20 protein-coding genes are annotated in these 17,623 nt (G+C 31.1%); 10 read left to right on the top strand and 10 right to left on the bottom strand.

Annotated features, from left to right (window positions below; translation table 11 throughout):
* Positions 1 to 65: 65 nt before the first annotated feature.
* The 5 genes from GQR95_RS11595 to GQR95_RS11575 all read right to left on the bottom strand — a co-directional run bounded on the left by GQR95_RS11595 (position 66) and on the right by GQR95_RS11575 (position 3,986).
* Positions 66 to 1,607: a DASS family sodium-coupled anion symporter gene (locus GQR95_RS11595; protein WP_159023313.1), complete on the bottom strand. Its 1,542-nt coding sequence runs from the start codon at positions 1,605 to 1,607 to the stop codon at positions 66 to 68.
* Between the two features lie 118 nt (positions 1,608 to 1,725).
* Positions 1,726 to 2,175, bottom strand: a complete 450-nt coding sequence (locus GQR95_RS11590) for a MarR family winged helix-turn-helix transcriptional regulator (protein ID WP_159023312.1) — start codon at positions 2,173 to 2,175, stop codon at positions 1,726 to 1,728.
* Positions 2,176 to 2,177: 2 nt separating this feature from the next.
* Positions 2,178 to 2,660 carry a glutathione peroxidase gene (locus GQR95_RS11585; protein WP_159023311.1) on the bottom strand — a complete coding sequence of 161 codons (483 nt, stop codon included), beginning with the start codon at positions 2,658 to 2,660 and terminating at the stop codon, positions 2,178 to 2,180.
* A gap of 2 nt (positions 2,661 to 2,662) precedes the next feature.
* Positions 2,663 to 3,100 (bottom strand): hypothetical protein, encoded by a 438-nt coding sequence (locus GQR95_RS11580; RefSeq protein ID WP_159023310.1) that lies wholly within the window; start codon positions 3,098 to 3,100, stop codon positions 2,663 to 2,665.
* A 226-nt stretch (positions 3,101 to 3,326) separates the two neighbouring features.
* Positions 3,327 to 3,986: a DUF6304 family protein gene (locus tag GQR95_RS11575; protein WP_159023309.1), complete on the bottom strand. Its 660-nt coding sequence runs from the start codon at positions 3,984 to 3,986 to the stop codon at positions 3,327 to 3,329.
* A gap of 309 nt (positions 3,987 to 4,295) precedes the next feature.
* Between GQR95_RS11575 and GQR95_RS11570 the strand changes: the two genes are divergently transcribed.
* The 5 genes from GQR95_RS11570 (at position 4,296) to GQR95_RS11555 (ending at position 7,178) form a co-directional block, all read left to right on the top strand.
* The gene (locus GQR95_RS11570) at positions 4,296 to 4,904 is read left to right on the top strand and encodes a hypothetical protein (protein WP_159023308.1); all 609 of its coding nucleotides are present in this window, start codon (positions 4,296 to 4,298) and stop codon (positions 4,902 to 4,904) included.
* A gap of 28 nt (positions 4,905 to 4,932) precedes the next feature.
* Positions 4,933 to 5,229, top strand: a complete 297-nt coding sequence (locus tag GQR95_RS11565; protein WP_159023307.1) for a transcriptional regulator — start codon at positions 4,933 to 4,935, stop codon at positions 5,227 to 5,229.
* A gap of 77 nt (positions 5,230 to 5,306) precedes the next feature.
* Entirely contained in the window at positions 5,307 to 6,347 is a 1,041-nt protein-coding gene (gene creD, locus GQR95_RS11560) for a cell envelope integrity protein CreD (RefSeq protein ID WP_370514470.1), read from the top strand.
* A complete protein-coding gene (locus GQR95_RS17095; RefSeq protein WP_370514469.1) occupies positions 6,340 to 6,687 on the top strand; it encodes an inner membrane CreD family protein in 348 nt (115 codons plus the stop codon). The genes creD and GQR95_RS17095 overlap by 8 nt, the downstream gene beginning before the upstream one ends.
* An 89-nt stretch (positions 6,688 to 6,776) precedes the next feature.
* Positions 6,777 to 7,178 carry a DUF2809 domain-containing protein gene (locus GQR95_RS11555; RefSeq protein WP_159023306.1) on the top strand — a complete coding sequence of 134 codons (402 nt, stop codon included), beginning with the start codon at positions 6,777 to 6,779 and terminating at the stop codon, positions 7,176 to 7,178.
* On the opposite strand, the gene GQR95_RS11550 is transcribed toward GQR95_RS11555, so the two are convergent.
* The 3 genes from GQR95_RS11550 to GQR95_RS11540 form a co-directional block, all read right to left on the bottom strand.
* A complete protein-coding gene (locus tag GQR95_RS11550; protein ID WP_159023305.1) occupies positions 7,175 to 7,645 on the bottom strand; it encodes a nucleoside deaminase in 471 nt (156 codons plus the stop codon). The two genes, GQR95_RS11555 and GQR95_RS11550, sit on opposite strands and share 4 nt — an antisense overlap.
* 136 nt (positions 7,646 to 7,781) lie before the next feature.
* The gene (locus tag GQR95_RS11545; protein ID WP_159023304.1) at positions 7,782 to 9,074 is read right to left on the bottom strand and encodes a hypothetical protein; all 1,293 of its coding nucleotides are present in this window, start codon (positions 9,072 to 9,074) and stop codon (positions 7,782 to 7,784) included.
* Between the two features lie 106 nt (positions 9,075 to 9,180).
* Entirely contained in the window at positions 9,181 to 9,357 is a 177-nt protein-coding gene (locus GQR95_RS11540; protein WP_159023303.1) for an adenylosuccinate synthetase, read from the bottom strand.
* Between the two features lie 226 nt (positions 9,358 to 9,583).
* Here GQR95_RS11540 and GQR95_RS11535 point away from each other — a divergent pair, with 226 nt between their 5' ends.
* The 5 genes from GQR95_RS11535 (at position 9,584) to GQR95_RS11515 (ending at position 16,306) form a co-directional block, all read left to right on the top strand.
* Complete coding sequence (locus GQR95_RS11535; protein WP_159023302.1) at positions 9,584 to 10,984, top strand: NAD-dependent succinate-semialdehyde dehydrogenase; 1,401 nt, start codon at positions 9,584 to 9,586, stop codon at positions 10,982 to 10,984.
* Positions 10,985 to 11,215: 231 nt separating this feature from the next.
* Positions 11,216 to 11,896 (top strand): TetR/AcrR family transcriptional regulator, encoded by a 681-nt coding sequence (locus tag GQR95_RS11530; RefSeq protein WP_159023301.1) that lies wholly within the window; start codon positions 11,216 to 11,218, stop codon positions 11,894 to 11,896.
* Positions 11,886 to 13,550, top strand: coding sequence for a peptidase domain-containing ABC transporter (locus tag GQR95_RS11525; RefSeq protein ID WP_159023300.1), 1,665 nt, complete (start codon positions 11,886 to 11,888; stop codon positions 13,548 to 13,550). The genes GQR95_RS11530 and GQR95_RS11525 overlap by 11 nt, the downstream gene beginning before the upstream one ends.
* A 6-nt stretch (positions 13,551 to 13,556) precedes the next feature.
* Complete coding sequence (locus GQR95_RS11520) at positions 13,557 to 14,918, top strand: HlyD family secretion protein (RefSeq protein ID WP_159023299.1); 1,362 nt, start codon at positions 13,557 to 13,559, stop codon at positions 14,916 to 14,918.
* A complete protein-coding gene (locus GQR95_RS11515) occupies positions 14,918 to 16,306 on the top strand; it encodes a TolC family protein (protein WP_159023298.1) in 1,389 nt (462 codons plus the stop codon). The genes GQR95_RS11520 and GQR95_RS11515 overlap by 1 nt, the downstream gene beginning before the upstream one ends.
* 83 nt (positions 16,307 to 16,389) lie before the next feature.
* On the opposite strand, the gene GQR95_RS11510 is transcribed toward GQR95_RS11515, so the two are convergent.
* Positions 16,390 to 16,896 (bottom strand): redoxin domain-containing protein, encoded by a 507-nt coding sequence (locus GQR95_RS11510; protein WP_159023297.1) that lies wholly within the window; start codon positions 16,894 to 16,896, stop codon positions 16,390 to 16,392.
* A 49-nt stretch (positions 16,897 to 16,945) separates the two neighbouring features.
* The gene (locus GQR95_RS11505; RefSeq protein ID WP_159023296.1) at positions 16,946 to 17,572 is read right to left on the bottom strand and encodes an SDR family oxidoreductase; all 627 of its coding nucleotides are present in this window, start codon (positions 17,570 to 17,572) and stop codon (positions 16,946 to 16,948) included.
* Positions 17,573 to 17,623 lie beyond the last annotated feature (51 nt).

The raw sequence follows: 17,623 nt of genomic DNA, 5'->3' as shown, positions 1-17,623 counted from the left end.
AAAGATGTTAAATGATTTAGATTTGTACACTAATAAAAACTATAGAACCTTCTTTAAATTACTATTTAATGCTGAATTACTTTGACTGCATGATCTGCCCATTCTGGGAAAACACTAGGATCTATATGAAATATAATAGTTCCCCAAAAAAGTGTCATTAACACAATAATAATGGTTGCAAAAATATCTAAAATGATTCCTGTTTTTATCATCTGTATCATTTTTAGTTTCCCTGTTCCAAAAACAATGGCGTTTGGAGGCGTTGCAATAGGTAACATAAATGCCATAGACGCTGCTAAGGTTACCGGAATCATAATTAATAACGGGTTCACTTTTATCTCTGATGCTAATCCAGAAACTATAGGTAAAAGCATTTCTGTAGTGGCTGTGTTGGAGGTAAACTCTGTAAGCACAGACATTAAAGCAGTTAAAGTTCCTACTAAATTCATTGAAGACATGCCTTTTGTTGAGCCTAAAAGTCCGCCAACATAACTAGACAATCCAGAGTCTATAAATCCTTTTGCTAAGGCAAAACCACCACCAAATAAAAACACAATATGCCAAGGTAATTTTACCATAATTTTCCAATCTACTAAGGCTTCTTTCTTTTTACTTGAAGGGACAATAAACAGTAACATGGCTACAAAAATAGCGACTGTTCCATCGTTTAAAAACTTAGGATTTTTAAAGATTGTACTCCATCCAGGAACTGTTATAAAACCTAAATTAAGATTAGATCTAAACACCCACAACAATGCTAAAGCTGTAAATAAAACAAATACACGTTTTTGCTCTGGACTAATAGCGCCTAAAGCTTCATATTTATCTTTGAAAAAAGAAGAATCTAAAGCTTCAATTTCTCCTTTTGGACGATAGGTGAAATACAATAAAAAGAGTGAAAACAGAAAAATCATGACTGTAATAGGAAACGCAAACGTAATCCATTGTCCGAATGAAATCTCTGGAGCATCGGGATAAATAATTTCAAAAATTCTTAGAAATGATAAATTGGGAGGTGTTCCAACCAACGTAGCGATTCCACCTATAGAACACGCATGCGCTATAGACAACAATAAACCTGCTGCAAACGAACTTATTTTACCTTCTCCATACACTTCTTCTAAAGCAGAAGTTACTGAAAATGCAATAGGAAGCATCATCATAGCTGTGGCTGTATTAGACATCCACATAGATAAAAACGAAGATGCCAACATAAACCCGAGCATAATTCTAAACGGACTTCCGCCTACTATAGATAATATTTTTAAAGCCATACGTTTATGGAGATCCCATTTCTCCATGGCCAAAGCCATAACAAAACCACCAATAAATAGAAAAATAACATAATTAATGTAAGCATCTGAAATGTCTTTTCCGTCTAAAACACCAAGTGTTGGAAACAGTATTATGGGCAGAAATGAAGTAATCCCGATTGGTAAAGCTTCTGTAACCCACCAAAATGCCATAAGAAATGCAATGGCTGCAGTGTATGTTACTTCTGGTTTTCCGGGTTGTAAGTCTACAAAGAAAATAATAGCAAAAAAGACGAGTAAACCAGAGATAATTAATTTCATATTAATCTCTGAATTCATTTCTATGGCAGACATAACGTCGAGGTTTTAATTAATTAGCAGAAAAGGTAACCAATCTATATTAGACTCACAAAATATGATGCTTTTTATTGTGATTATATTAATAAGATTATGATTTATAATAGGTAAAAGTTTAACTGTTTTTTGTTTTCTCTAGAATGCCGTCTAATATTTTTTTTAAAACCAAAATCTCATCTTTTTCTATAGAAAAACAATCTAGATTATTAATAAGTGCTTTGGGAATGTCTTTTGCCTGAGCTTGTAAATCTTTTCCTTCTGGTGTTAATGAAATAATTACGACTCTTTCATCTGTTTTAGAGCGGTTTCGATGTATTAAACCATTACTTTCCATGCGTTTTAAAAGCGGAGTTAACGTATTAGTCTCTAATAATAGTTTTTCAGAAATGTCTTTTACAGAAACTTTTTCGCGTTCCCAAAGCACCAATAAAACTAAATATTGAGGATATGTTACATTTAACTCGTCTAGTAAAGGTTTATATTGTTGAATAACCAGCCTAGATACAGCGTATAAAGGAAAACATATTTGATTTTCTAATTTAAGTTGACTTGACACGTCTTCCATATTTACAGTATTTTTTTTATAAATGCTTCCATTTTTTCTGGCTTAGTTGTTGGAGCAAAACGTTTTATAGGTGTTCCGTTTTTATCGATTACAAATTTGGTAAAATTCCATTTAATAACGCTTCCTAGCAATCCTCCAGAGCATTTTGATTTTAAATAGTTATAAATAGGATGTGTATTTTTACCGTTTACCTCAATTTTTTCGAACATAGGGAAACTAACACCATAATTTAACTGACAAAATTCTTGAATATCTTGAGATGTTCCTTTTTCTTGATGTCCGAATTGATTGCATGGAAAACCTAAAACAACTAATCCTTGATCTTTATACGTATTATAAAGGTTTTCTAATCCTTCGTATTGTGGAGTAAGACCGCACTTACTAGCAGTATTTACCACTACAATTGTTTTTCCTTTGTATTCGCTTAAATCTAATTTTTGACCATTCAGTTTAGTCGCAGAAAAATCATATATTGAGGTTTCCATATTTACTTTTTAAATTTAGTTCTTAAAAATGAGAGCGCTTGTGTAGACCATAACGCCCAAAGCACTAATACCGGTTGAAAAAACAATCTGATTAACCTTTTAGTGTCCGTATTCAATCCAAAAGCATCTATTTGGTTTACATATTGGTTAATGTTTCCTGGAAAAATTAAGACGTAAAACATAGCTAAGGCAATTCCTGTTTTAACTTTTAATTTTCCTCCAAGCACCATAAGTGCACCAAATGTAATTTCTAACACACCAGAAGCCAGAACAATAAAGTCCATAAAAGTTGTATTTGTGGCGATCCAAGTTGGTACTTGCGATTGAAATTCTGTACGTAAAAAAGTTAAATGTCCAATTCCTGCATAAAGCATAAAAGCTCCTAGTAGAATTCTAAAAATATTTTGAATTAAGGTTGTTTTTGTTTGAGTATTATTCATATCGTTTAAGATTAAATCGTTCACGATACAAATGTAAAACTAATTTGAATTTATACAAAAAAAAGAGTTGTGAATTCTTGAAATTATGAGCGAATATTAAATTAGAATTAGTTTAAAACTGACAGATTATATACTCGTAACTTAATATTATTTACGGAACTAATTAAAACGTTTAGCAGACTTTATTAACGCCTAAACCACAATAAGTAACTAAAATTAGACTTAATTATGAGGTCCAATTTTTATAAACCCAGTTATTTTTAGTTACAAACTTATGGGAACTACAAACATTTGTTTCTTGAACATTAAAGGTTTTATTTTCTTCTAAACCTTTGTCCCATAAATGCATTAAATCACTTTTATTACACACCTGTTCTAGATCTTCTTTTACGTTTTTAAAACAATTTAATCCTCCAAACATACCATTTCCTACAGGATGATAATTAGAATATTTACAGCTTAAGCAGGTTTTAATTTTTACGTTTTCTGGTAATTGATTTTGAATATTAAGAATAGCATCTTCAAAAGAATCGTATTCTACTTTGTTTAAAAATATGCCGTGTTCAGTTTTTAATGTTAACCGGACACTACTCTTATTACTTCCTGTTGCAATATATGCTATAAGGTTTTCTGTTTTTACTATTCCATTATCCAGAATATCAATTGGCATTTCTGTAGTTAATTCAAAGTTGGTTAGAACTCCTACTCCATTGTCATACACGGCATATTCGAATTTACTTTTATCGACAATGCCTTCAAGCGCTTCAAAATCATATCCTTTAAAGTGAACACCTCTTAATGTAAGATTTAAGATACTACCGTCTGAATAGATTTTAGTGTTTAAAGATCCAAACGTGTCTTTATATTTTACTGAGTATATTTTCATTTAGATAATGCTGTATAACGTAAATACAGCATTAAAAATAGGAAACTTTAATTTAACAGCGTTACTTTATTTAAGGACTAAAACCAATATTAACTATAATTGTGTTTGTAAACTTTTTAATTACATGAAAATATATTTTTGAGCTTCTTTTTGCGTTAGGGATTGAAATGGCATCCTTTTTATTTTCTTTTCGAAATAAAAAGATATAATGTAAAGCCCGACCTTTAGGTAACGCCCAAATACTTTTTAAAAATTTAGTTGTGCAATACATTTATATTTACTTACTTTGTATTTCAAAGTTCTTTATAAATGAGCACAGAAAAGTATTTAAACGACATTTCGGAAATTAAAAACTTAATGACAAAATCATCCAGATTTATTTCATTAAGTGGTATATCGGGTATTTTAGCAGGTATTTATGCTTTAATTGGCGCAGGTTACGCCTATTGGTTAGTACACTCTTTTTCTTATGGCACATTGATGTTAGATGGAAAAGTCTTTAGATTGGTTTTATTAGACCTACTTATTGTATTGGTATTAAGTGTAGGAACTTCTATTTTCTTAACCACAAAAAGAGCAAATAAAAACAAAGAGTCTTACTGGAACACAACGACTAAAAATTTGTTAGCGAGTTTTTTAATTCCGCTTATTGCCGGTGGTTTATACATCTTAATAATTTTAAGTCAAGGAAAATATGGACAAACCGGAGCTTTAATGCTTGTATTTTACGGTGTAGCCTTATATAATGCGTCTAAACATACTTTGGGTTATGTAAAATATTTAGGTTTAATAGAAATTAGCTTGGGATTAATTAGTGCGCTATTTCCTGGTTTAGGTTTTTGGTTTTGGGTAATTGGTTTTGGGTTTATGCATATTATTTACGGTATTTTTATGTACTTTAAATATGAAAGAAAATAATAGGCGCTTATAAAGTAATCTACGTATTGTGAAAAACATTATTTTAAATATAAACAAGGCTTTTGACCATAGAATACGACTAGGAATTATGTCGGTTTTAATGGTAAATGAGTATGCAGATTTTAAAACACTAAAAGAGTTATTAGGCTGTACAGATGGTAACTTAGCTAGCCATTTAAAGGCTTTAGAAAAAGTTGAATTTATTACTGTTGAAAAACAATTTATTGGAAGAAAACCAAATACAAAATATGCCTCTACCCTGCTTGGTAAAGCCGAATTTAAGAAACATATTAATGCCCTAGAAAAGTTAATTAAGAACACTTAGCTTTTTTTATTTATCTATATACTTTGAAATTCAAAGTCCTTTTAAAATACAAATATTAAGATATAAAACTAAAAAAAATGGAAACACAAAAACAACAACCTAGTAGATTTGGAAAATGGGTAAAAAACTCGATTACAGCAAGAATGTTAATGGTTGGTATTTTAACAATGATACTCTTAATTCCGCTATCGTTTATAAAAAGTCTAATTCATGAAAGAATGGACAGACAGGAAGAGGTTGTTAATGAAATTAATCAGAAATGGGGAAAAGAAGTGTTATTATATGGCCCAATATTAAAGGTGCCTTACCGAGTGCATCATATTAAAGAAATATTAAATGAAACCACTAAAAAAACTAAAAAAGAAAGTTACACATCTACAGAGTATGCTTACTTTTTTCCGAATACATTAGACATCACATCAACCATAAATCCAGAAGAAAAACAACGTGGTATTTATAAAACTGCTGTATATAAAAGTAATATTGATGTGACTGGTAGTTTTACTAAACCCGATTTTAGTGAACAAGATATTAAAGACGAAGACATTTTATGGGATAAATCTAAATTGGTTGTTAAAACCTCTAACTTAAAAGGTGTAAATAGTTTGGTTGAAATTACATTTAACAAAAACAAATATGCTTTACATTCTAAATACCAACAAGATAACACTAGTTATTTAGATGATTTGCAATTGCATAAATTAGAAAGTAAATCTATAAAAGAAGCAGATTTACCTATAGAAAACGATGTGCCTTTTAATTTAAATATTAACATAAACGGAAGTAAGCAAATACGATTTATTCCTGTTGGGAAAGAAACCAATGTACATATTCAGTCTGATTGGAAAACAGCCAATTTTTTAGGGGAATACTTGCCTCAGAATTCTGATAAAATTTCTACCAATGGTTTTAATGCCAAATGGAAAGTGTTAGATATAAATCGTCCTTTTTCTCAAGAATCTTTTAATGGTCTTCCTGATTTAAAAGCATATGCCTTTGGTGTTAATTTTATGATTCCTGTAGATGAATATCAGAAAAGTGAACGCTCTGCGAAATATGGGGTTTTTAGTGATTGGATTAACGTTCTTAATCTTCTTTTTAATACAAACCATGAGTAAAATTAAAATTCATCCGTTTCAGTATTTAATGATTGGTATTGCATTAACTATGTTTTACACCTTGCTAATTTCTATATCCGAACATAGTAGTTATTTAAAAGCCTATATCATTGCTGGTACATCTGTTATTGTACTAATTACACTCTATTCTAAATCTATTTTAAAGAATATAAAATTCCCGCTTTTTATAGGTCTTTCGCTAACCATATTATACACTTTTATATTTGTAATCATTCAATTAGAAAGCTACGCGCTATTAGTTGGTAGTATTGGTTTATTTGCAATTTTAGCGGCCGTAATGTATGCGTCTAGAAAGATAGATTGGCAAAACGGAGAATAATATTTACAAAAAAAGTATCAAGCTTTATAAGGCTTGATACTTTTTTAAATTTTTAAAAATTAAATTATGAACCGACTAAAAGTTAATCTATGTCCTTTAATTATAAATACTTTATCGCATTTGTTTTATTACTCTGTACAGAACTATTAATAGCCAAAACCTCGGGATTTATCCGTGATACGTTTGGCGATTTTTTAGCCGTAATAGGTGTTTACGTCTTAGTAAAATCCTTTTTTAATATTGAACCTATAAAACTAGGACTTGGTGTTTTAGTATTTTCTTTTCTTGTAGAATTACTACAACTTACTCCTTTTTTAGAACTAACAGGTTTATCTGGAAATAGAATAGCTAGTATAATTTTTGGAAGCACATTTAGTTTTGGCGACTTAATAGCTTATACTTTAGGCGTGCTTTTTATAATTAGAATTGATCTTATTCTAATAGAGAAAATAAATTTCCCTTTAAAGAGGCTTAAAAATAATACTATTTAATATGCTGTTTTATCTACTTTTTTAGTCCACTCTTGAAAAGGCTCTAATGCAATTTCTCTGGCAAGTTGCGTAAACGGAATACTTCGTTTCTCGTACGGTAACGGAATTTCTTTATAAATAAAAGCATCGTCGAACCCAATATTTGCTGCATCTTCTTGATTGCTTCCGTAGTACACTTTATCTGGGCGTGCCCAATAAATAGCACCTAAACACATCGGACAAGGCTCACATGAAGTATAAATTTCGCAACCATCTAATTGAAATGTATCTAGATTTTTGCATGCATCTCTAATGGCTGTAACTTCTGCATGTGCTGTAGGATCGTTAGTCGAGGTGACTTTATTATTACCGCGTCCAACAATTTTTCCATCTTTAACAACCACGCAACCAAATGGTCCGCCTTCGTTGTTATTCATTCCTCGTAGTGCTGCATCTACAGCTTCTTTCATAAATTTTTCTTTGCACATGGTCTTTGTCTTTTAAATAGAATACGATGTAGTGGTTTGTATTCTGAAAATCAAAAATGAATATTTTATTTTAAAATCAATGTAAAAATCTGCTTTTTTCATTCAAAAACATAGAAATTATTTCAATTTCAGCGCATTAACAGTCGTAATATTCGGGCTCAAACATGATGATTTTTCCGCTTAATTGCTTCAAATTATCTACATATTTATCGAAAACTTTACAAGTTCCGGATAACACAGTATGAAAAGTATCATCTGTCGTTATTACAAATAAATCTGCACGACCTCTTCCGCGTGCTGGCAATACATTACGAATATTAAGGGCTTTTATTTCTGCTAAATCAAAAACCTGAGCATAACCTTTAGAGGCAAATCCTATTTTCTCATTCACAGAATCTGTCCATATAATAGTGCCTGCTTTAAATTTCTCTGTAATACTTTTTGGCGTGTATTTTATTCTGCTATTTCTCATGTAGTCTTCAGGGCAACTAAAATCGCCATCTAAAGACAAGGTTTCAGATATTACAATAGCTTTTTCGTAAACGACATCGATTAATAATTCTGGATATTCTCGCTGATTTTTAATAGTTATAGATGTATTTCCACCATCAAACTGCCAATTAGAATCGTAAGTATAACACATAGATAGTTTGATGTTATTCAAATCGAAGAACCAATTTTTCTGATCTGCTCTTTCATAACCTTTTAACACTTTATCGGGAACTAAATCTTGTGTAAATACCTTATTTAAATCATTATAACTACCATCATTCCCTAAATCGTTATAGCAATTACAATAATAATGTAGCACAGGAACATCTGTTCTCGTGTTATCAAAATAAGCTTGAAGCGTCGTTAAAATAACATTGCCAATACGAATTGGATATTTAAATTTTAAGAGTGTTTGGTCGTAAGGCGATTTTTCAAAGTAAATATTTTCGTAATCCTTAATTTCATCATAAGTGGACTCCCAAGATATAAACTGTTTTGGTTGAGATTGAATTTCAAAACCTTCGTTATAATCGCTATAATTCGTATCTAGAATGGTATATGTTTTAGGATATTTACGTCTCCAAATTTGTTTTTTTAGACGTTCCGTTTTAGTCATATTTTCGAAAAAAACAGCGTCATTAAAATTAAAAGTTTCAGATAATTGCGTGTACACCTTTTCAAAACCTTTATAAGTAAGAGGAATATCATTTTGATGGTGATCGAAAAGAAACAGATACTTATCGTTTTCATCAATCACTTTAATATACACATATTGTAAGTCGTCCAGATTCACAACACAACTACGCATGCCTTTATCTTTAAAATCTTGGCAAATCAATGTATTGTTTTCTATTTTAACTTCACCATTGCTAGTTGGTTCGGGAAAATGGTGCGTGTGTTCTGCTTGACTTTCAAAAAATGTATCAAAAAAACTCATGGTGTATTCTTTAATTACTTGTGATTTTAATAGTTATAAAACAACTTTTAAAATTCAATATATACAGCAAAAATACTAATAGAATTAGGTAAATAAAGTTTTAAATTTATTTATTATTTTTCTGATTCTTTCTCCAAATCACATAAAAAATAATCATAAGAATAGGTAAGATTATAAATACAATAACATCAAAAGGACTTGTAAAATCTATTGGTGTGTTATTGTCTGGATTAGGTGTTCCTAAAGGTAATTGTGCGAGTAAACTATACATGGTGTGCATCATAATATTCTATTTTTTTGGTAAATATTCTATTATTGAAACGAATAAAAATCTATTCATATAGAAATTGTAAAAGTAATATACATTAATATTTCTGAATTGAACTCATGCTTTTGCATTAGCGTCAATATCTGTTATAATAGAGCAAAGATAACACCAAATCCAGAGGTATCTTTACAAATGTTAAGGTACAATAAGGTGCCAAAATAACACGATAAAAGAAAAGATTATGGAGACTGAAACACAAAAAGATACGTTTAAAACAATTAACCCAACAGACGGGACACCGTTATCTACATATACATATATGACGGATGATACTGTAACCGAAAAGATAGAAGCTTCGCAAAAAGCCTTTTTAGATTGGAGACACCAACCTTTTGAAAAACGAGCAAAAATTATAAAATCTATTGGTGAAGAATTACAACATTATAAAACAGAATTAGCAGAACTTATGACTGATGAAATGGGAAAATTACTCACCCAAAGTCAGCAAGAAATAGACATTTGTACTGCAGTTTGTAATTATGCCGCAGAACAAGCCGAAACGGTATTAAAACCAGAAGACCGCGAATTCGCTAACGGCACTAAAGGACGTATTACCTATTCGCCTATTGGAATTATTTATGGAATACAACCTTGGAATTATCCGTCTTACCAAGTTATTCGTTACGCTATAACGAACTTAATGGCAGGAAATAGTGTATTACTAAAACACGCATCTAATGTAACAGGAACAGCAAAACTGTTAGAATCTATTTTTAAGGCAGCAGGATTACCAGATGGTTTATTTACAGTACTAATTATTAATCACGACCAATCTGATGCTATTATAGAAAATAAATTAGTCAGAGGTGTTACCTTAACAGGAAGCCCAGAAGCCGGTAGAATTATTGGAGAAAAAGCAGGTAAGCAACTCAAAAAAACGGTTATGGAATTAGGAAGTAACGATGCTTACTTAATTTTTAAAGATGCAGATATTGAGCTAGCTGTTACCGAAGCAGTTAAAGGACGTATTTATAATAATGGAGAAACCTGTATTGCTGCCAAACGTTTTATAGCTGTAGATGCGGTTTACGACAGCTTTAAAGATGCATTTGTAAAAGCCATGTCCGAATTAAAACTGGGCGATCCAAAAGCAAAAGACACCAATTTAGGACCAATAGCCAGAGCAGATTTACGAGATAAATTACATGAACAAGTTACCGAAAGTGTAAATAAAGGAGCCAAAATATTATGTGGTGGAGCACCTAAAGAAGGTAAAGGATATTACTATCCTGCAACTGTTTTAAGTGATGTTACACCAGGACAACCAGCTTACAACGATGAACTTTTTGGTCCTGTAGCTGCTTTAATAAAAGCAAAAGACGATGAAGATGCTATGCGTATTGCAAACGATAGCTGTTTTGGTCTTGGAGGCGGAATATTCTCTAAAGATGTTAAACGTGCTACACTTTTAGCCGAAAAATATTTCGATACAGGTATGGTATTTATTAACACGTTTGGTTTAGCCAACCCCGAAATGCCTTTTGGAGGAGTAAAAGATTCCGGATATGGAAGAGAACATGGAGGTTTTGGATTAAAAGAATTTGTAAACATAAAAGCCATTACTATAGCAAATAATAAATAATTATTTAATAATACTCAAAATATAGAACGCTCTAATCATTACGGTTAGGGCGTTTTTAATTATATAATTATCAATTATAAAAGCACATTTTAGTAATTCGATATTTTGTACGACACATAATTATTAACCCCTTAAAAATCAATACACTTAACTCTTTTTAACTTTTATTTAATAGTCAAACACTTTAAAATAATAGTAATACTATTAACTTTGCGAGAAATAGTATTACTTATGATTGATTTACTTTCAACCTTTAAAATCGAGATTCCTACGGGTATTTATCTAAAAGACCCAGAATCTTCCGCTTTAGGAAAACGCATTATAGAAAGCAGTATTGTATTAATTAAAGAACATGGTTTTGAAGATTTTAATTTCAAAAAACTAGGCGAAGTGATACAATCGAATGAGAGTTCGATTTATCGTTATTTTGAAAGTAAACACAAATTATTAGTTTACTTAACCTCTTGGTATTGGAGTTGGATAGAATGTCAGCTTATCATTGAAACCTATAGCAATAACGACACTAAAGACAAGTTAAAAACAGCGATTCATGTGGTAAGCAGAACAGCAGAACTAGACCATAAATATGGCCATATTGATGAAGTTTATTTAAATGAAATAATAATTCATGAAAACTCTAAATCGTATTTAACAAAAAATGTAGATTCAGACAATAAGGAAGGCGCATTTATGCCTTACAAACGTGTTATTCATCGGTTATCAGGAATTATATCAGAGTACAATACAAAATATCCTTTTCCATTAAGTCTTGCAAGTACCATTGTAGAAGGTGCTTTGCATCAACATTTTATAAAAAATCATTTCAAATCTATTACAAATTGTAATAAGACACATTCACCTTCCGATTTCTATATCGATTTAACACTAAAAACATTAGTTAATGAAAATTAAAGAGTTAACGCCATGGAGGCGTTTTTTAGGTCTTCTAAAATTAGAACGCAAAGATATTTATCAAATCGGATATTATGCTGTTTTTGAAGGTATTGTAGGTCTGTCATTACCGCTAGGAATTCAGGCCATTATTAACTTATTACAAGGTGCACAAACATCTGCCTCTCTATATGTATTAATTATATTGGTAACTGCTGGAGTTGCTTTTTCGGGAGCTTTAAGATTAATGCAAATGCGTATTATTGAAACCATACAGCAACGTATTTTCACTAGAGCATCTTTCGATTTAAGTTACAGATTTCCTAAGATTAAAATGAGTGAACTACGTAATTATTACTTACCCGAATTAGCAAATCGCTTTTTCGATACGTTAACCATTCAAAAAGGATTATCTAAAATTCTAATAGATGTCCCTTCTGCCCTATTACAAATTATATTGGCTTTAGTGCTGCTTTCTTTTTATCATGCCTTTTTTATGGTATTTGGTCTGTTACTTTTAGTTCTTATTTATGTTGTATTTAAGTACACCGCGCAACCCGGACTAGACACAAGTTTGGTAGAATCTAAATATAAGTATAGTGTAGCCCACTGGTTACAAGAAATTTCACGTACTGTTATTAGTTTTAAACTTTCTGGACGTACCAATTTATCAATGGAAAAAAGTGACACCTTAGTAAACAATTATTTAGAAGCGAGAGAGAATCACTTTAAAATTTTAATGCTACAGTTTATACAAATGATAAGCTTTAAAGTTCTAGTTACTGCTGGTTTATTAGTAATTGGTGGACTTTTAGTATTAGACCAACGTATGAATATTGGACAATTTGTAGCTGCAGAGATTGTAATTTTATTGATTATTAATTCTGTTGAAAAACTACTTTTAGGTTTAGAATCTTTTTACGATGTGTTAACTTCTATCGAAAAATTAGGTCAGGTTGTAGACAAGCCTTTAGAAGCACAAAAAGGTGAATCTATAGATCAAGATGCTGAATTAACTATAGAATTGTCTAATGTTTCTTATAAATTACCAGAACAAAACAAGCCCATATTAAACAATTTATCTTTTACAATTAATCAGAAAGATCGCATCTGGATTAAAGGTGAAAGTGGTTCAGGGAAATCGAGTTTAATTCAGCTTATATCTGGTATTTTAGAACCTACTAACGGACATATTTATATAAATAATTTATCTATTGAAAGTTTATTTTTAAATGAATATCGCGCACATTTAGGATTATCCTTGTCTGACGAATTTCCTTTTGAAGGTACCATAAAAGAAAACGTCACCTTTGGAAATCCAAACATAGATAACGAAACCATATATAAGGTTTTTGAAGAACTCCGTTTAACAGATTTCTTAAAACAACAGCCCAAAGGTTTAAGTACTATTTTAAAACCAGAAGGAAAACAAGTACCATACACTGTAATACGCAAAATACTTATTGCAAGAGCATTAGTAAAGCAACCTAAAATATTAATATTTGAAGATCCATTAGATCATTTTCCAAAAGATGAAGCAGAGCGTATTATTAAACTACTTACAGATCCTGAAAGACCTTGGAGCTTAATAATAGTTAGTAATAGCGAACATTGGAAGGATACGTGTAATAAACAAATTACACTTAAAAATGGAAATATAATCAACGAATTCTAATAGCACATGTTAAACATTTCTCATAATCACATTTCAGAACAGATCGACATGAAGAAATTCAAGTCTGGTCAGTATATATTTGACATACAATACCATAGAGTATTAAAAAAGCTGCTTTTAGTATTTTTTATAATCATTGGGTTTATCATGTTATTGCCATGGACACAAAACATATCTAGTTCAGGTACTGTTACCACAATAAAACCAGGACAACGCCCACAAACCTTACAATCTCAAATTCCAGGTCGTATAGAAGAATGGTTTGTACAAGAAGGAGATTTTGTAAAAAAAGGAGATACCATACTTCGTATTTCAGAAGTTAAAAGTGAGTATTTTGACACACAATTAACAGAACGTACAGGAAACCAAATTACAGCAAAAACATCGTCTGTAGAGGCTTATAAAAACAAAGTAAATGCTTTAAAAAATCAAATTTCGGCTTTAAAACAAGAACGACGTTTAAAATTAGAACAAGCAAAGAATAAATTAATTCAAGCCCGACTAAAAGTAACCACAGACAGTATGGATTTGGAAGCGGCTAAGATTAATACAGATATTGCTAAAACACAATACGAACGTACTATAACACTTCAAAAAGAAGGTTTAAAGGCGGTTAAAGATGTCGAAGAAAAATATGCAAAACTCCAAGACACACAAGCGAAATTAATGTCTTTGCAAAACAAATTTCTAAGCACTAAAAATCAAGTTATTAATAGTGAGTTAGCCATTTCAACTATTAGTGCCACCTATAATGATAAGTTTTCAAAATCTGAAAGCGATCTGTATACCGCGCAATCTATTGGTTATAATGCAGAGGTTGAAGTGTCTAAATTACAAAGTAGTTTAGCGAGTTATACTAAACGTAGTAGTTTATTATACATTACGGCTCCTCTAGATGGTTACATTAATAAAGCTTTAAAAGCTGGAGTTGGAGAAACACTTAAAGAAGGCGAACAATTGGTAAATATTATGCCTGCAAGCTACGAACTAGCTGTAGAAATGTACGTGCGTCCTATAGATTTACCTTTGTTACATAAAGGCGAAACAGTTCGTGTTCAGTTTGACGGATGGCCTGCAATTGTATTTAGCGGATGGCCAAATGCATCTTACGGTACTTATGGTGCTAAAATTATAGCAATAGAGAACTTTATAAGTGCAAACGGAATGTATCGTGTATTAGTTAGTCCAGATGAAAATGATGTAGATTGGCCAGAAGCCATACGTGTAGGTTCTGGAGCACAAACTATTGCGTTATTAGATAATGTGCCAATTTGGTATGAATTATGGAGACAAATTAACAGCTTCCCTCCTAACTTTTATCAACCAGCAGGAGCATCAAAATCATCAACAGATAAAAACAGTTATTAATGCAAAAACTATTTACTATTATATGCTTGCTTTTTGTTACTGTGAATTATGCACAGCTTAACGACAGTATTCTATCTTTAGAAGAATATTTGGGTTACGTAAAAAACTACCATCCTGTTGTAAAACAAGCCCATTTATTAACAACCGAAGGTGAATCTAAGCTATTAAAAGCTAGAGGAGCTTTCGACCCTAAACTTTCTGTAGATTATAAACGGAAGAAATTTAAGGGCACAGAATATTACGATAAATTAAATACAACTTTTAAAATTCCAACCTGGTATGGTGTAGAATTAAGTGCTAAATATGAAAATTCTGATGGTAAGTATTTAAATCCAGAATACAACACTCCTGAAGACGGCTTATACAGTGCTGGAATATCTTTAAACCTTGCACAAGGTTTATTAACTAATAAACGTATGGCAACGTTAAAACAGGCTAAATTATACACTAAGCAAGTTGAAGCTAAACGCCAGTTACTAGTTAATGAGTTCTTATACGAAGCCATTACAACTTATTTTAATTGGCTAAAAAATTACCAAGCACAGCAAGTCTATAGTGATTATGTTATCAATGCTAAAAACAGATTAAACAATGTTAAGAAGAGTTTCTTTGCTGGTGAATATCCTGCGGTAGACACTCTAGAAGCTAGTATTAATTACAAGTCTAGATTGCTAGATTATGAAAAAGCTAGAATTGGTTATGTAAAATCTACTTTAGATATTTCTAATTATTTATGGCTAGAGAATAATTTACCTTTAGAATTAAAAGACGCTATTGTTCCAGACACACAAACTGTTGATATTATTGATGTTGTACTGAATAGTTCTATTTTAAACAGTACAGATGAACTTATTGAAAATCATCCAAAACTCCAAGAATTACAGCTTAAAGAAGCTGTTTTAAAAGTAGATAGAAACTTAAAAAAGAACAATTTATTACCAATTGTTAACCTAGAATACAATTTCTTGTCCTCCGATTACGAACATTTAGATGCATTTAACACAGCAGATTATAAAAGCGGTTTACAAGTTGTATTTCCCTTATTTTTAAGAAAAGAACGCGGAGATTTAGCAATGGCAAAAATGAAGTTACAAGATATCGCTTATGATATTTCGTTAACTAAAGTGACATTAAAAAATAAGATTGATGGAACCATTCAAAATATTGCTTCTTACAAAACACAGTATGATATTTTATTAGATCTAGTGGTAGATTATAAGCAAATTGTAAAAAGTGAAGAACGTAAATTTAATTTAGGAGAAGGCTCTTTATTTTTAGTAAATTATAGAGAGGCTAAATTAATAGAAACGCAACTTAAACAAATCGATTCTGAATATCAGTTATTTAATAAAAAATCTAATTTACTAAGAGTATTAAATACCTTATAAAACCAATAATTTTACATTTATAAAGACAAAAAGCCTGTAAACACTAACGTTTACAGGCTTTTTGTATGACTCAATTTTATCTATTAAGCTTCTCCTCTAGCCGGATAATCTTTATTAATTACAAAATCTATAGATCCTAAAATCGCTTTAATTTCTGGTCTAGCAAAAGGCATAGTTTGTATAGAAGCCGCATATAATGTACGGTCTGGTCTAATTAAAAACAAACCAGGTTCTATAAAGGTTTCAGGTTCTTTTTTAATGCCTTTAGAAACAAATAAGCCCCATGATCGTGCGTCTTCAATAGAAAAGCCATAACCTAAAGGCACATCATCAATATTCCAATCGCTGTATGTAGCCTTAGCGATTTCTTCAGTATCAGAACTAATTGCAATTACATTTACACCCTTTTCTTTAAAGTCTTCTATGTGTTTTTGTATGGTTTCTAGATATGTTTTACAAACCGGACAATGTTTCCCTCTATACACCACAAGCATTGTAAAATGTTCGGGATGTTGTTCACTAAGTGTCCATTTGGTATCGTTTACTAAATTTATGGTAAGGTCTGGTGTTTCTGTTCTTGGTTTAATCATAATAAAAATTTCAAGTTAATACATTTTTACATTTAAATCTTCTACACATTTAGAACATATGAATAGCTTTTTCTATTGGAGTTTGTCCTTGTAAAATTTCAAAAGTAGATGTATTTGTGGCATCATCTCGTAAGGCCTGAATGAGTGTTTGAGCCACATCATCGCGTGTAATTTCGCCATGTTTAGATAATTTTTCAGCTAACGCTATTGTACCTTTTCCAGCGTTATTATTAAGCGTTCCAGGTCTAATAATTGTATAATTTAGCGACGATTTCTTCAAAAACTCATCTGCATTATGTTTCGCTTTTAAATAATCTTGAAGTTTTTCGCTTTGTTCCGGTTGATCTGCTCCCATAGAGCTTAACATTACAAACTTTTTAACATTAGCCGCTTCAGAAGCTTTAATCATTTTTATAGCGCCATCCTGATCTACTGCTTCTACCTTATTTCCGCCAGATCCAGCAGCAAAAATCACTTTATCAATACCTAAAACTGTTTTGGAAACATCGCCTTCTAAATCGCCATGAACTGTTCTAATATTATGTGCACTAAAACTCTTGTCTTGTGCTTCATTTCTAACCATTGCTATGGGTTCGAAATCTTGAGATTCTTTTAAATAATTTGTTATAATATGTCCTGTGGTACCAGTTGCACCAACTACTAATACGTTTTCCATTGTTCTTAATTTTACTGCAATTTACCCATAATATCAGGATTCTATTGACTT

This window comes from Formosa sp. L2A11 (assembly GCF_009796865.1).
Lineage (GTDB): Bacteria > Bacteroidota > Bacteroidia > Flavobacteriales > Flavobacteriaceae > Formosa.
This window is presented reverse-complemented; position numbering and strand designations above follow the sequence as displayed.